The organism is Brevundimonas sp. RM1, from assembly GCF_052907225.1.
In genome coordinates, this window is the sequence record NZ_JBRERY010000002.1 from 64,843 (window position 1) to 77,901 (window position 13,059).

The following is a 13,059-nucleotide window of genomic DNA, read 5'->3' on the forward strand; positions in this document are numbered from 1 at the left end:
ACGGCCTTTTACATTTCACGCCCTTTACGCCTTGAGCGGGGCCGTGGCAGCTTCCTCGCCTCGGCCGACTGGCGGCCGTCAGAGCGAGGCGATCATGGCGCACAAGTTCGAAGTCTATCAGGACAAGGCCGGCGAGTTCCGCGTCCGGTTCAAATACAACTCGGAAATCATCTTCTCGACCGAAGGCTATTCCGACAAGTCGGGCGCCAAGCGCGCCATCGAGTCGATCAAGAAATACGTCGGCGACGCCCCGACCGAAGAAGTCTGAGACTGCGCGGGGGCGCGGCGCACCGCCCGCCCCCGCAACCTCGCCTTACGGCTGCGCCGGGATGCTCAGGCCCCGCTGCACGGCCGGTCGGGCCAGCCCGCGCGCCAGCCAGGCGGCCACGCGCGGGAAGTCCGCATAGCCGACCAGATCGCCCGCGCCATAGTGTTCGATCAGGTTGCGCACCCAGCCCAGGATGGCGATGTCGGCGATGGTGTAGTCGTCGCCCATGATCCACTGGCGGCCCTCCAGACGCCCTTCCAGCACGCCCAGCAGACGCCGCGATTCCGCGACGTAGCGATCGCGCGGCCGCTTGTCCTCGTACTCGCGCCCGGCGAATTTATGGAAGAAGCCGACCTGGCCGAACATCGGGCCGATGGCCGCCATCTGGAAGAAGACCCACTGCAGCGTCTCATAGCGCGCCGCCGGATCGGTCGGCAGGAAGCGCCCCGCCTTCTCCGCCAGATAGACCAGGATGGCGCCGGACTCGAACAGGGCCAGCGGCTTATGCCCCGGACCGTCGGGGTCGATGATGGCGGGGATCTTGCCGTTGGGGTTCAGCGACAGGAACTCAGGCGTCCAGGTCTCGTCCTTGCTGATGTCGACCCGGTGCGCCTCATAGGGCAGGCCCAGCTCCTCCAGCAGGATGGAGACCTTCACCCCGTTCGGCGTCGTCAGGGAATAGAGCTGAAGCCGATCAGGATGCTGCGGCGGAAACTGGCGGGTGACGGGAAAGGCGGACAGATCGGCCATGAAGCGCTCCGGCTGGTGTGACCCCCTCCATGTTGGAAGCCTGCGCGCAATCCGCAACCGTGTCAGCGTCAGTCTTCGTCGCGATCGCTGACTTCGCTCGGGCGAACGATACGCAGCCAGCCTTCCTTGATGTGCAGTTCGGGCGCCGCCTCGCGCGTGAAGGGCAGATACCAGGTCGGGCCGCCCTCGGCTGGGGCGATCTCCAGCATGTCGTCGGCGCCGAAGTTCTGAACCGACTTCACCTTGCCCAGCACCACGTCGGCCGGATCGCGCCCTTCCAGGCCGATCAGGTCGGTCAGGTAGAACTCGTCTTCTTCAGGCTCAGGCAGGGCGTCGCGGGTGACGAACAGCTTCTGGCCGCGCCGGGCGTCGGCCTCTTCCTTGGAGGCGATCTCCTTGACGCGCGCCACCACGCCCGCCTTGTCAGGCCGCGCCGAAAGCAGGGTCAGCACCGGCTTGCCGTCGGCGCCCAGCAGCGGCGAATAGCCGACCAGGGCCATGGCGTCAGCGGTATAGGCGCTGATCCGCACCTCGCCCTTCACCCCGAAGGCGCCGCCGATCTGGCCGACCAGGATCAGTCTGTCTTCGCTGCTCATGACCGGGCTCCGTTTGCCGATGCGATGGGTCCAGATAGCAGAAAAGCAGCGCCCCGGAAGGACGCTGCTTTCCCGTTTCAACCGGCCGGGGCCGGATGAAGAGATAAGGCTCAGGCCTGCTCTTCGGTCGCCTCGGCGGCGACTTCAGCAGCGGGGGCTTCTTCAGCCGGCGCTTCTTCCACGGCCGGAGCGGCGGCGGCGGCGGCGGCGGCTTCAGCGGCCTCGGCCTTGGCGGCGGCTTCGGCTTCCAGGCGGTCGGCTTCGCGCTGGGCGCGCTCGGCGGCGCGTTCCTGGGCCTTCTTGCCCGGCTCGCCCTTCTTCGGGTTGTTGCTCTGGGTCCACTTGACCTTGCCGACCAGAACTTCGTCCTGGCTCTGGCTGATGAAGCGGGCGACGCGGTCGGTCGGCTGAGCGCCCTTGGCCAGCCATTCCGAGATGCGGTCAGCCTTCAGGACGATGCGCGGGGTGGCGCTGTCCTTCGGCAGCATCGGGTTGTAGCTGCCGACGCGCTCGATGAACTTGCCGTCGCGCGGGCTGTGCGAGTCGGCGATGACGATGTGGTAGTAGGGGCGCTTCTTGGCGCCGCCGCGGGCCAGACGAATCTTCAGCATTTTCAGTCTCTTTCTAGAAAGGCGCTAGTTCTTTTTGGGGAAGCCCGGCAGACCCGGAAGGCCCCCCGGAAGTTGTCCGCCGCCCAGACCCGCCAGGCGGTCCTGAATGGCTTTCATTTCATCGGCCGAGGGTTCCGGCATCTTGCCGCCGCCCAGGGCCTTCAGGCGGTTCATGTCCGGACCGCCGCCGCCCATGCCGGGCAGGCCGCCCATCATGGAGGCCATCTTCTGCAGGTTCTTGCCGCCGCCCTTGGACAACGACTTGACCATGTCGGCCATCTGTCGGTGCTGCTTCAGCAGGCGATTGATGTCCTGAACCTCGACCCCGGCGCCCTTGGCGACACGTTTCTTGCGGCTGGCGTTCAGCAGGTCCGGCTTCTTGCGCTCGGCCTTGGTCATGGAGCTGATGACGGCCAGCTGGCGGTCGATCATCTTGTCCGAGACGTTGTTCTCGGCCATCTGGTTCTTCAGCTTGGCCACGCCGGGCAGCAGGCCCATGATGCCCTGAAGACCGCCCATCTTCTTCATCTGGTTCAGCTGACCCGCCAGGTCGTCCAGATCGAACTGGCCCTTGGCCAGCTTGCGGGCCATCTTCTCGGCCTTGGCCTGATCCAGCTCGCCCGCGGCCTTCTCGACCAGGGCGACGATGTCCCCCTGCCCCAGGATGCGGCCAGCGACGCGGCGGGCGTCGAAGACGTCCAGCGCATCGACCTTTTCGCCCGCGCCCAGATATTTGATCGGCAGGCCGGTGACGGCGCGCATCGACAGCATGGCGCCGCCGCGCCCGTCGCCGTCGGCGCGGGTCAGCACCAGGCCCGTCAGCGGCAGACGCTCGTGGAAGGCGGCGGCGGTGCGCACCGCGTCTTGACCCGTCAGGCTGTCGGCGACCAGCAGGGTCTCGACCGGCTTGGCGATCGCGGCGACCTCGGCCACCTCGTTCATCAACCCTTCGTCAAGGGTGATGCGGCCGGCGGTGTCGAGGATCAGGACGTCAAAGCCCTGAAGCTTGGCCGACTGCAGCGCGCGGCGGGTGATCTGGACCGCGCTCTCGCCCGCCACGATGGGCAGGGTCGCGACCTCGATCTGCTGACCGAGCGTAGCCAGCTGCTCCATGGCCGCCGGACGACGCGTGTCCAGCGAGGCCATCATGACCTTCTTCTTGTCGAACTTCGACAGACGCAAGGCCAGCTTGGCCGAGGTCGTCGTCTTGCCCGAGCCCTGCAGACCGGCCATCAGCACGACGGCGGGCGGGGTCGCATTGGTGTTCAGCGGAACCGGCTCTTCGCCGCCCAGCATCTCGACCAGGCCGTCATAGACGATCTTGACCACCTGATCGGCGGGCTTGACCGCGCGGATGACTTCCTCGCCGGTCGCGGCCGTCTTGGCGCGGGCGATGAAGTCCTTGACCACCGGCAGGGCGACGTCGGCCTCGAGCAGGGCGACGCGGACCTCGCGCAGGGCCTCCTCGACATCCTTTTCGGACAGGGCGCCGCGCCCGGTGATCCGGTCGAAGACGCCTGTCAGCCGCTCGTTCAGAGCCTCGAACATTCAAACCCTTTCATGCGCCTGGGCCGTCAGCCTCCATGAGAAACGCCCATAGGCGGGCGACCTCTGCGAACGATCACGTCGACAGAGGCCCTCTCCGGGCTCATCCATCCATGAAAGGATGGGGTCGTCCCGGTGGAGGCGCAGGTTCAATTGCGCCGGAAGTCGCGGCTTATGGCGGAAAAGCAAGGCGATGTCGACTCCGTTTCTCGCGACGAAAGGCGACCACACAAAGGGTTTCTGCGTTGCAGCATGGGCTGGCGCGTTCGGATCCCGCTGATACGGTTCCGGTCCGGCCTCCCCGCTGAGAGACGACCCACATGACCCAAGCCCCCGAGTTTCCCCACGACCGCCTCCGCGACGAAGTCCGGCTTCTGGGCGCCTTGCTGGGCGAGGTGATCCGCGACGAGGGCGGCCAGGATCTCTACGACCGTATCGAGGCGGTGCGGCGGGCCTCGGTGGCCTATCACCGCGACCCGGCCTCGGACGACGCTTCGGAGCTGGAGCGGCTGCTGGGCGAGCTGTCGCTGGATCAGGCCATCGGCCTGACGCACGGCTTCGCCGCCTTCTCCCTGCTGGCCAATGTCGCCGAGGATCGCGCAGGCAAGCGCCGCGCCCAGGCCCAGGCCGAGGCCGGCGAACGGGCAGACACCCCCGAAGGCGTGCTCAAGCGTCTGGCCGAGGCGGGCGCCGACAGGAACGCCGTGCGCGACCTGCTGGCCCAGGCCCTGATCTCGCCGGTGCTGACCGCCCACCCGTCCGAGGTGCGCCGCAAGAGCGTCATCGACCGCACCACGGCGGTCGGCGAACTGCTGGACGGCTGCGACCGCGACGGGATCGCCTGCGACGCCGACACCCTGAAGGCCGCGCTGCGCCGCCAGATCGTCATCCTGTGGGCCACGCGGCTGACCCGCGCCTCGGCCCTGGTGGTGCAGGACGAGATCGACACCGTGGTCGACTGGCTGCAGCGCATCTTTCTTCATGTCGCCCCGGCCCAGCTGGCCGAGTGGCGCCGCCTGCTCGACGCGCCGGACCTGACGCCCTTCGTGCGCATCGGCTCCTGGGTCGGCGGCGATCGCGACGGCAACCCCAATGTCGACGCCGACACCCTGCGCGCCGCCTTCCGCAGCCAGGCCCGGGCGGCGCTGGGCTTCTATCTGGACGAGGTGCACGCCCTGGGCGCCGAACTCAGCCTGTCCATCGACCTGACCCGCGTCACGCCCGAACTGGCCGCCCTGGCGCAAGGGTCGGGCGACGCCTCCATCCAGCGCGCCGACGAGCCCTATCGCCGGGCGCTCAGCCAGATCTACGCCCGGCTGTCGGCCGCCCACCCCGCCCTGACCGGCGAGCCGACGCCGCGCCCGGCCCGCTTTGACGCCCCGGCCTATGACGGACCCGACGCCTTCCGCGCCGACCTGAACGTGCTGCACGACAGTCTGGTGCGGACCCACGGCGCCGTCTTCGCCGACGACCGGCTGGCGCGGCTGATCACGGCGGCGGACGTGTTCGGCTTCCACATGGCGACGCTGGACCTGCGCCAGAATTCGGACGTGCATCAGCGCGTGGTCGCCGACCTGCTGAAGGTCGCGGGCGTCTGCCCCGACTACGCCGCCCTAGACGAGGCCGAACGGCTGGCCGTGCTGGCGCGCGAACTGGCCAGTCCCCGTCCCCTCTTCTCCCCCTATGCCGACTACGCGGCCGAGACGCTGAAGGAGCGCGCCATCCTTCAGGCCGCCGCCGAGGCCCTTTCGACCTTCGGCCCGCAGGCGATCCGCACCCACATCGTGTCCAAGACCGACGCCGCCTCGGACATGCTGGAGGTCTATCTGCTGCTCAAGGAGGTCGGCCTCTACGACCCGGCCGACCCCGGCGCCTGCCCCATCCAGGCCGCGCCCCTGTTCGAGACCATCGACGATCTGCGCGCCGCCCGGGCCACGCTGGAGCGCGTCCTGGCCGAGCCTTCCGCCCGCGCCGTGGCCGAGGCGCGTGGGGTGCAGGAGGTGATGATCGGCTATTCCGACTCCAACAAGGACGGCTCCTACCTGACCTCGGGGTGGGAGCTGCACGAGGCCTCGCGCGCCCTGCTGGACGTCACGCGCGCGGCAGGGGTGCGGCTCCAGCTGTTCCACGGCCGGGGCGGCGCCGTGGGGCGCGGCGGCGGCTCCGCCTTCTCGGCCGTGCTGGGCCAGCCCGCCGGCACGGTCGGGGGCCGCATCCGCGTCACCGAACAGGGCGAGGTCATCGCCAACAAATACGGCGAGCCGGAAGTGGCGCAGCGCAACCTCGACGCCCTGACCTGCGGAACCCTGCTGGCCTCGCTGGGGCCGCAGTCCGACGCGGGCTACAGCGCCGAGCACGGGGCCGCGGCCGCGCGCCTGTCGGCCGCCTCGATGAAGGCCTATCGGGCCCTCGTCTATGAGACGCCGGGCTTCGTCGACTATTTCCGCGCCGCCACCCCCATCGCCGAGATCGCCGACCTGAAGATCGGCTCGCGCCCGGCCAGCCGCACCGCCTCCCCTGCCATCGAGGACCTGCGCGCCATTCCCTGGGTGTTCAGTTGGTCGCAGTCGCGGGTCATGCTGCCCGGCTGGTTCGGCTTCGGCTCGGCGGTTCAGGGCGAAGACCCAGCCGAACTGCGCGCCATGGCCGAGGCCTGGCCCTTCTTCCGCACCGTGGTCCAGAACATGGAGATGGTGATGGCCAAGGCCGACATGGCCATCGCGCGCCGCTACGCCGGGCTGGTCCCCGACGCCGCCCTGGCCGAGCGCATCTATGACGCCATCCGCGCCGAATGGGACCGCACCGTCGCGGCCGTCCTGTCGATCACCGGCCAACGGACTCTATTGGGCGGCCAGCCCGAACTGGACCGGCTGATCCGCCAGCGGATGCCCTATGTCGAGCCGCTGAACCATGTGCAGATCGAGCTGATCCGTCGTCGCCGCGCAGGCGACGACGACCCGCGCGTCAGCAACGGCATCCTGCTCGCCATCAACGGCGTGGCGGCGGGTCTCAGGAACAGCGGCTGATCACAGCCACCGGGTCCGCTTGAAGGTGACGTAAAGGCCGATGCAGATGGCGACGATCAAGGCCAGCACCGCCGGATAGCCATAGGTCCAGCGCAGCTCGGGCATATGCTCGAAATTCATGCCGTAGATGCCCGCCACCGCCGTCGGCGTCGCCAGGATGGCGGCCCAGGCGGCCAGTTTGCGGGTGATGACGCCCTGGCGCTGCTGCTCCAGCAGGTTGGACACCTCGAACACCGAGGCCAGGATGTCGCGCAGGCCCGCCGCGCGGCTGGCGACGCGGCGCACATGGTCGGCCACGTCGCGGAAGTAGGGCCGCACCTCGCGGTCGATGCAGGGCAGGTCCAGCGACTGCAACTTGACGCAGAGCTCCTCCATCGGCCCCAGCACCCGGCTGAACTTCACCAGTTCGCGACGCAACTGGAACAGGCGGGTGATGTCGTCGCGCGACAGGAAGCTGTCCAGCGCGACCTGCTCCATCTCCAGCACCTTGTCCTCGATGGCGTCGATGATGGGGATGTAGCCGTCGACGATGAAGTCCAGCACCCCGTGCAGGATGAAGTCCGGCCCGTGGCTCAACTGGTGCGGCGAGGCCTCCAGTTGGGCGCGCAACTGAGTGTGCGCCCGCGCCGATCCATGGCGGATGGTGATGACGTAGTTGGGGCCGAGGAAGACATGGGTCTCGCCATACAGGATGCGGTCGCCCTTGGCCTGGGCCGTGCGGGCGACGATGAAGAGTTCGGAGCCGTAGACCTCCAGCTTGGGGATCTGATGCGCCGACAATGCGTCCTCGACCGCCAGGGGGTGCAGGTGGAAACGGCGCACCAGGACGTCGAACTCTTCATCCGACGGCTCGTGCAGGCCGATCCAGAGGTACTCCCCCTTGGCCAGGTTCAGCCCCTGAGGCGTCAGCGGCGCTTCGCGCACCCGCTTGCCGTCCTTGTAGACGTAGGAGGCGACGACGCTCATGGGCGCTCCTTCTTTGCTGTGCCGCGATCAGAAGGCTCCGCCTTCTCGACCCGACGCAGCCCGTGACACAGCCAAGGCTTACGCCACCCCGGCCGAAATAGAAAAGGCCCGGCGGATTTCTCCGCCAGGCCCCCTCTTTGGTTGGGCCGCGGTCAGAAGGCTTTCGCCTTCTCGACCCGACGCGGCCCTAGGCGCCCAACGGGCCTCAAGTAGCCCGAAGGGCGGTAGGCCCACTTAAGAAACCGGGAAGCCGCGCACCTTCAGCAGGGCCGCCACGTCCGGGTTGCGGCCGCGGAACTGGCGATAGGCGTCGCCGCGATCCGTGGTGTTGCCCGGCGCCAGGATGATCGACTTGAAGCGGCCGCCGATGTCCGGATTGAAGACGTCGCCCGACTCCTCGAAGTAGGCCCAGGTGTCGGCGTCCATCACTTCCGACCACAGGTAGGAGTAGTAGCCGGCCGAATAGGCGTCCGAGGTGAACAGGTGATTGAACTGCGGCAGGCGGTGCCGCATCACGATCTCCTTGGGCATGCCCAGACGGCCCAGCGAGGCCTTCTCGAAGGCGTCGATATCCGTCGGCGGCGTCGCCTGGGTGTGCAGGTCCATGTCGACCAGGGCCGAGGACAGGTAGCTGACTGTGGCGTAGCCCTGGTTGAAGGTCGAGGAGGCCTCGATCTTGTCCACCAGCGCCTGCGGCATCGGCTGCTTGGTCTCGACGTGCTTCATGTAGCCGTCGAGGATCGGGCGGCTCAGCACCCAGTGCTCGTGCACCTGCGACGGATATTCCACGAAGTCGCGCGGCGTGTTGCCGAACGACGGATAGGTCACCACCGACGAGAAGTAGTGCAGGGCGTGGCCGAACTCGTGGAACAGGGTCTCGGCGTCGTCCAGCGAGATCAGCAGCGGCTGACCGTCCGGCGCCTTGACGAAGTTGTTGTTGTTCGAGGCCAGGATCGGCTTGGAGCCGGTCAGCTTCGAGAACGAGCGGTAGGTCGTCATCCAGGCGCCCGAACGCTTGCCCGGACGGGCGAAGTCGTCGGCGTAGAACAGGCCGATCAGCTTGCCGGTGGCCTTGTCCGTGACCTCATAGGTGGTCACGTCCGACTCGAAGGTCGAGACTTGGCCCTTGGGCAGTTGCTTGAAGACGAAGCCGTACAGGCGCTCGGCCATGTAGAAGGAGGCCGCGCGCACGGCGTGCAGCTCGAAGTAGGGCTTCAGCTCGTTCTGATCGAGGTCATACTTCGCCTTACGCACCTTCTCGGCGTAGTAGAGGTAGTCCCACGGCTCGATGTCGTGGCCGGCGATCGCCTTCATGTCGGCGACTTCCTCGGCGACGCGAGCCTTGGCCGGCGCCCAGACGCGCTGCATCAGGTCCATCGCCGCGGCCGGGGTCTTGGCCATGGTGTCCTGCATGCGCCATTCGGCGTGGTTGCTGAAGCCCAGCAGGCGGGCGCGCTGCTGACGCAGGGCGACGATGCGGGCGATGGTCGACTTGGTGTCGTTGGCGTCGCCGTTGTCGCCGCGCTTGGCGAACTTGGTCCACACCTGCTGGCGCAGGGCGCGGTCGTCGGCGAAGGTCAGGAAGGGATCGACGCTGGAGCGGGTGTTGACGATGGCCCAGCCCTGGACGTTGCGCGTGCGCGCAGCAGCCGCGGCGGCGGCCTTGTTCGATTCCGGCAGGCCCTTCAGACCGGCCTCATCGGCGATGACGGTCCAGGTGTTCTCGTCGGCCACCACCTTCTGACCGAAGCCGGTGAAGGCGTTCGACAGGTCGGTGTTGATGCGGCCCAGCTCGGCCTTGCCGGCGGCGTCCAGGGCGGCGCCGTTGCGCACGAAGGCGTCACGGCTGCGCTCGGCCAGACGCTTCTGCTGGGCGTTCAGGCCCGCCGCGTCGGCGCCGTCGGCCACGGCCTTGATGCGAGCGAACAGCTTCTCGTTGAAGGTGATCTCGTCCGAGGCGGCCGACAGGATCGGCGACAGCTCGGTCTCCAGAACGTCCCACTGCTCGCCGCCGATGTTCGACGTCATGACGCTGAACACGTTCAGGGCGCGGTCCAGCGGCTCGCCCGCCATCTCCATCGCCGCCATGGTGTTGGCGAAGGTCGGGGCTTCGGCGTTGTTCGCGATCGCGGCGATGTCGGCGCGTTGCAGTTCAATGCCTTCCAGGATGGCTTCGCGCATCTTGGGCGCCGTCACCTTGTCCCACGGCGGCACGCCTTCATACGGACCGGTCCAGGGCTGCAGCAGCTCGGCGCGCGGCGCGGTCGCCGGCAGGACGGCGCGGGCGATGCGGGCCTCATCGGCGGTCGTCAGGGCGGCGACGGCGCCGCTCACGGCGTTCTCCACGGCCCCGGCCGAGGCGCAGCCCGACAGGGCGAAGAGGCTCGCGCCCCCGATGAGAAGATGGCGTCTGTGCATCCAGGTCTCCCAACCATTGCTGTTTCGGACGTCCTTCGGCGCAAGGGCTTTTGGCGTCGCATAAATCCGGTTTAATCCTAACTATTGGACGGCGAAACCCCGCGAGGCTAAAGGCCGCTGCATGGCGATAGGCGTTTTCGACTCCGGCGTGGGGGGCCTGACGGTCCACCGCGAACTCACGACCCGCTTTCCGACGCGGGACTTCATCTATCTGGGCGACCAGGCCCACGCCCCCTATGGCGGACGCAGCGGCGAGGACATCGTCGAACTGACCCGCGCGGGATGCGAACGCCTGTTCGAGGCGGGCGCCTCCGTGGTCGTCCTGGCCTGCAACACGGCTTCGGCCATCGCGCTGCGTCGTCTGCAACAGACCTGGATTCCGGGGATGCGCGAAAAGCTGGGCCGACCGGTCAACGTCCTGGGCATCATCGTCCCGACCATCGAGGCGGCCACCGGCCTGCCCTGGTCGTTCGAGGCCGAGCGCGAAAGCCGCCTGGAGGGCGAGAAGAAGCAGGCGATCGACATCACCGGCGTCTTCTGCACCGCCGCCACGGCCATGAGCCGCGTCTATGAGATCGAGATCGACAAGCGCCGCGACGACCTGGCCGTCTTCACCGAGGCCTGCCCCGGCCTGGCCGGTCTGATCGAGCTGGGCGCCCCGCCCGAGGAGCTGAAGGTGGTCGTCGACGACCACGTCGACGCCCTGCGCCGCCGCATCGGCCGCCATCCGGACAAGGCCATCCTGGGCTGCACCCACTATGAGATCGTGGCCGACCTGTTCGCCCAGGCCCTGCCGCCCGGCGTCCAGGTCATCAGCCAGCCCGCCGCCGTGGCCGACTCTCTGGAGCGCTATTTCGACCGCCACCCGGAATACGATCTGGGCGCGTCGGCGCGCCGCGACTTCTTGACCACGGGCACGCCCGGCCCGCAGTCGGATCTGGTCGCCCAGTTCTGGGGCGCGCCCCTGACGTTCGATCCGGCCTAGGCCGACGCCCCCTACTCGGCGGAGCCTGACGCGTTGCGGCGCTGGCCGAAGGTCGGCGCTCGCTCCTTCTGCTGCGCCCAATAGGCGGGGCCGTCGTCGGGCTTGAACATGGTGCGCGGGACGCCGTTGCGGTCCACCACGGCGAAGGTGTTGGTCGAGGCCTGATAGAAAAGGGTGTCGCCGTTCGGCCGCTTGACCGTCTCGGTTCCCCTTGGCGCATCCTCGGTGAAGGCCCGCACCTTCTGAAGATAGTCATCGGCCGACTTGGCGCCGAAATCCGCGCCGTTGCGCGCATAGAGCCTCTGCACCTTGGCGTCGGCGGTCTCGCGCCGATTGGCGGTGACGGGCGGCTTGGCCGCTTCGACCGCAGCCGTCTCGACCGCCGCATCCGGCGCCCCCGCCGAAGTCAGGCCGACCGGCTCGGCCGCGCTTCTCTCGCGCGTCTCCACCGCCGAACCGCCGTTGTCGCACCCGGCCAGCACCAGCACCGTCGCGGCCAGCGCCGCCGTCACCCGCATCCGCATGGAAACCCCTCCCGACATTCCGTCGAACACAGTTAGGCACAAGATTTTTGTTCCGACAATGTTCCATTTACACCCGCACCAACCAGACCGCTTTGTCTCGACGCCGTCACGCGACGCGGCTACAGATTTCCGCATGACCGCACCCTCGCTTTCCGGCCGCAAGGTTCTGCTGATCGTCGGCGGCGGCATCGCCGCCTATAAGGCGCTGGAGCTGATCCGCCTGCTCAAGAAGGCGGACGCCGAGGTCATGACCGTCCTGACCAAGGCCGGGGCCGAGTTCGTCACCCCCATGTCGCTGGCGGCCCTGACCGGCCATCCGGTGCGGCAAGCTCTGTTCATGCCGGAAGACGAGACGGCCATGGGCCATATCGAGCTGTCGCGCTGGGCCGATCTGGTGGTGGTGGCGCCCGCCACGGCCGGGCTGATCGCCAAGGCGGCCAACGGCATGGCCGACGACCTGGCCTCGACCACGCTTCTGGCCACGGACAAGAAGGTGCTGCTGGCCCCGGCCATGAACGTGCGCATGTGGCTGCACCCGGCGGTTCAGGCCAATGTCGCGCGGCTGAAAGGCTTCGACGGCTTTCACGGCATGGCCGTGGTCGGGCCGGACGACGGCGTCATGGCCTGCGGCGAGTTCGGACCGGGCCGCATGGCCGAGCCGCCCGCCATCTTCGACGCGATCGGCCGCCTGCTGGCCGGACCGGACGGCCGCCCGCTGGCCGGCAAGACCGCCGTCGTCACCGCCGGACCGACCTTTGAACCCATCGATCCTGTGCGCGGCCTGACCAACCGCTCCAGCGGCAAGCAGGGCTACGCCGTCGCCGCCGCCCTGGCCGAACTGGGCGCGCAAGTGACGCTGATCTCCGGCCCGGTGGCGCTGGACGCGCCCGTCGGCGTGACCCGCGTCTGGGTCGAGGCCGCCACTGAGATGAAGGCCGCCGTCGAGGCCGCCCTGCCCGCCGACATCGCCGTGATGAGCGCCGCCGTGGCCGACTGGCGCGTGGACGGCGTCGCCTCGGGCAAGATCAAGAAAAAGCCCGGCGGTCCGCCGTCCCTGGCCCTGATCGAGAACCCCGACATCCTGGCGGGCGTCTCCGCCCCCGGTCCGCGCCGTCCGAAACTGGTGGTCGGCTTCGCCGCCGAGACCAGCGACCTAGAGGCCAACGCCCGCGCCAAGCTGTCGCGCAAGGGGTGCGACTGGATCGTCGGCAACGACGTGTCCGACGAGGTCTTCGGCTCGGACGGCAACGCCGTGACCCTGTTCACCCAGAATGGCGCCGAACCCTGGCCGCGCCAGTCCAAGACCGAGGTGGCGCGCAAGCTGGCCCTGCGCATCGCCGATCACTTCAAGGCCTGAGAGAGACCCTCCC

11 protein-coding genes are annotated in these 13,059 nt (G+C 68.4%); 4 read left to right on the plus strand and 7 right to left on the minus strand.

Annotation, left to right across the window (positions count from 1 at the left end):
• The first annotated feature begins 94 nt into the window (after positions 1 to 94).
• Entirely contained in the window at positions 95 to 268 is a 174-nt protein-coding gene (locus tag ACU5AP_RS02240) for a YegP family protein (protein WP_076224443.1), read from the plus strand.
• A gap of 45 nt (positions 269 to 313) precedes the next feature.
• Here ACU5AP_RS02240 and ACU5AP_RS02245 read toward each other — a convergent pair whose 3' ends face one another.
• The 4 genes from ACU5AP_RS02245 to ffh form a co-directional block, all read right to left on the minus strand.
• Complete coding sequence (locus tag ACU5AP_RS02245) at positions 314 to 1,018, minus strand: glutathione S-transferase N-terminal domain-containing protein (protein WP_046653061.1); 705 nt, start codon at positions 1,016 to 1,018, stop codon at positions 314 to 316.
• Between the two features lie 68 nt (positions 1,019 to 1,086).
• On the minus strand, positions 1,087 to 1,614 hold the full coding sequence (gene rimM, locus ACU5AP_RS02250; RefSeq protein ID WP_446680740.1) for a ribosome maturation factor RimM: 528 nt from the start codon (positions 1,612 to 1,614) through the stop codon (positions 1,087 to 1,089).
• Between the two features lie 110 nt (positions 1,615 to 1,724).
• Positions 1,725 to 2,225: a 30S ribosomal protein S16 gene (rpsP, locus tag ACU5AP_RS02255; RefSeq protein WP_003166663.1), complete on the minus strand. Its 501-nt coding sequence runs from the start codon at positions 2,223 to 2,225 to the stop codon at positions 1,725 to 1,727.
• 24 nt (positions 2,226 to 2,249) lie between these two features.
• Entirely contained in the window at positions 2,250 to 3,773 is a 1,524-nt protein-coding gene (gene ffh, locus ACU5AP_RS02260; RefSeq protein ID WP_446680741.1) for a signal recognition particle protein, read from the minus strand.
• Positions 3,774 to 4,090: 317 nt separating this feature from the next.
• Between ffh and ppc the strand changes: the two genes are divergently transcribed.
• Entirely contained in the window at positions 4,091 to 6,796 is a 2,706-nt protein-coding gene (gene ppc, locus ACU5AP_RS02265) for a phosphoenolpyruvate carboxylase (RefSeq protein ID WP_446680742.1), read from the plus strand.
• Here ppc and ACU5AP_RS02270 read toward each other — a convergent pair whose 3' ends face one another.
• Together ACU5AP_RS02270 and ACU5AP_RS02275 are read right to left on the minus strand one after the other, a co-directional pair.
• Complete coding sequence (locus ACU5AP_RS02270; protein WP_128719256.1) at positions 6,797 to 7,762, minus strand: magnesium and cobalt transport protein CorA; 966 nt, start codon at positions 7,760 to 7,762, stop codon at positions 6,797 to 6,799.
• A 234-nt stretch (positions 7,763 to 7,996) separates the two neighbouring features.
• On the minus strand, positions 7,997 to 10,180 hold the full coding sequence (locus ACU5AP_RS02275) for a M3 family metallopeptidase (protein WP_128719255.1): 2,184 nt from the start codon (positions 10,178 to 10,180) through the stop codon (positions 7,997 to 7,999).
• Positions 10,181 to 10,301: 121 nt separating this feature from the next.
• Between ACU5AP_RS02275 and ACU5AP_RS02280 the strand changes: the two genes are divergently transcribed.
• Entirely contained in the window at positions 10,302 to 11,165 is an 864-nt protein-coding gene (locus tag ACU5AP_RS02280) for a glutamate racemase (protein ID WP_128719254.1), read from the plus strand.
• Positions 11,166 to 11,176: 11 nt separating this feature from the next.
• On the opposite strand, the gene ACU5AP_RS02285 is transcribed toward ACU5AP_RS02280, so the two are convergent.
• Positions 11,177 to 11,689 carry an S-type pyocin family protein gene (locus ACU5AP_RS02285; RefSeq protein ID WP_128719253.1) on the minus strand — a complete coding sequence of 171 codons (513 nt, stop codon included), beginning with the start codon at positions 11,687 to 11,689 and terminating at the stop codon, positions 11,177 to 11,179.
• 133 nt (positions 11,690 to 11,822) lie between these two features.
• Here ACU5AP_RS02285 and coaBC point away from each other — a divergent pair, with 133 nt between their 5' ends.
• Positions 11,823 to 13,046, plus strand: coding sequence for a bifunctional phosphopantothenoylcysteine decarboxylase/phosphopantothenate--cysteine ligase CoaBC (gene coaBC / locus ACU5AP_RS02290; protein ID WP_446680743.1), 1,224 nt, complete (start codon positions 11,823 to 11,825; stop codon positions 13,044 to 13,046).
• Positions 13,047 to 13,059: the final 13 nt, after the last annotated feature.

What these genes read in the sequence shown, in the direction of transcription:
- ACU5AP_RS02285 (WP_128719253.1), bottom strand. Translation starts at nt 11,689, where the DNA reads ATGCGGATGCGGGTGACGGCGGCGCTGGCCGCGACGGTGCTGGTGCTG.
- rpsP (WP_003166663.1), bottom strand. Translation starts at nt 2,225, where the DNA reads ATGCTGAAGATTCGTCTGGCCCGCGGCGGCGCCAAGAAGCGCCCCTAC.
- ACU5AP_RS02240 (WP_076224443.1), top strand. Translation starts at nt 95, where the DNA reads ATGGCGCACAAGTTCGAAGTCTATCAGGACAAGGCCGGCGAGTTCCGC.
- rimM (WP_446680740.1), bottom strand. Translation starts at nt 1,614, where the DNA reads ATGAGCAGCGAAGACAGACTGATCCTGGTCGGCCAGATCGGCGGCGCC.
- ACU5AP_RS02270 (WP_128719256.1), bottom strand. Translation starts at nt 7,762, where the DNA reads ATGAGCGTCGTCGCCTCCTACGTCTACAAGGACGGCAAGCGGGTGCGC.
- ACU5AP_RS02280 (WP_128719254.1), top strand. Translation starts at nt 10,302, where the DNA reads ATGGCGATAGGCGTTTTCGACTCCGGCGTGGGGGGCCTGACGGTCCAC.
- ppc (WP_446680742.1), top strand. Translation starts at nt 4,091, where the DNA reads ATGACCCAAGCCCCCGAGTTTCCCCACGACCGCCTCCGCGACGAAGTC.
- ffh (WP_446680741.1), bottom strand. Translation starts at nt 3,773, where the DNA reads ATGTTCGAGGCTCTGAACGAGCGGCTGACAGGCGTCTTCGACCGGATC.
- ACU5AP_RS02245 (WP_046653061.1), bottom strand. Translation starts at nt 1,018, where the DNA reads ATGGCCGATCTGTCCGCCTTTCCCGTCACCCGCCAGTTTCCGCCGCAG.
- coaBC (WP_446680743.1), top strand. Translation starts at nt 11,823, where the DNA reads ATGACCGCACCCTCGCTTTCCGGCCGCAAGGTTCTGCTGATCGTCGGC.
- ACU5AP_RS02275 (WP_128719255.1), bottom strand. Translation starts at nt 10,180, where the DNA reads ATGCACAGACGCCATCTTCTCATCGGGGGCGCGAGCCTCTTCGCCCTG.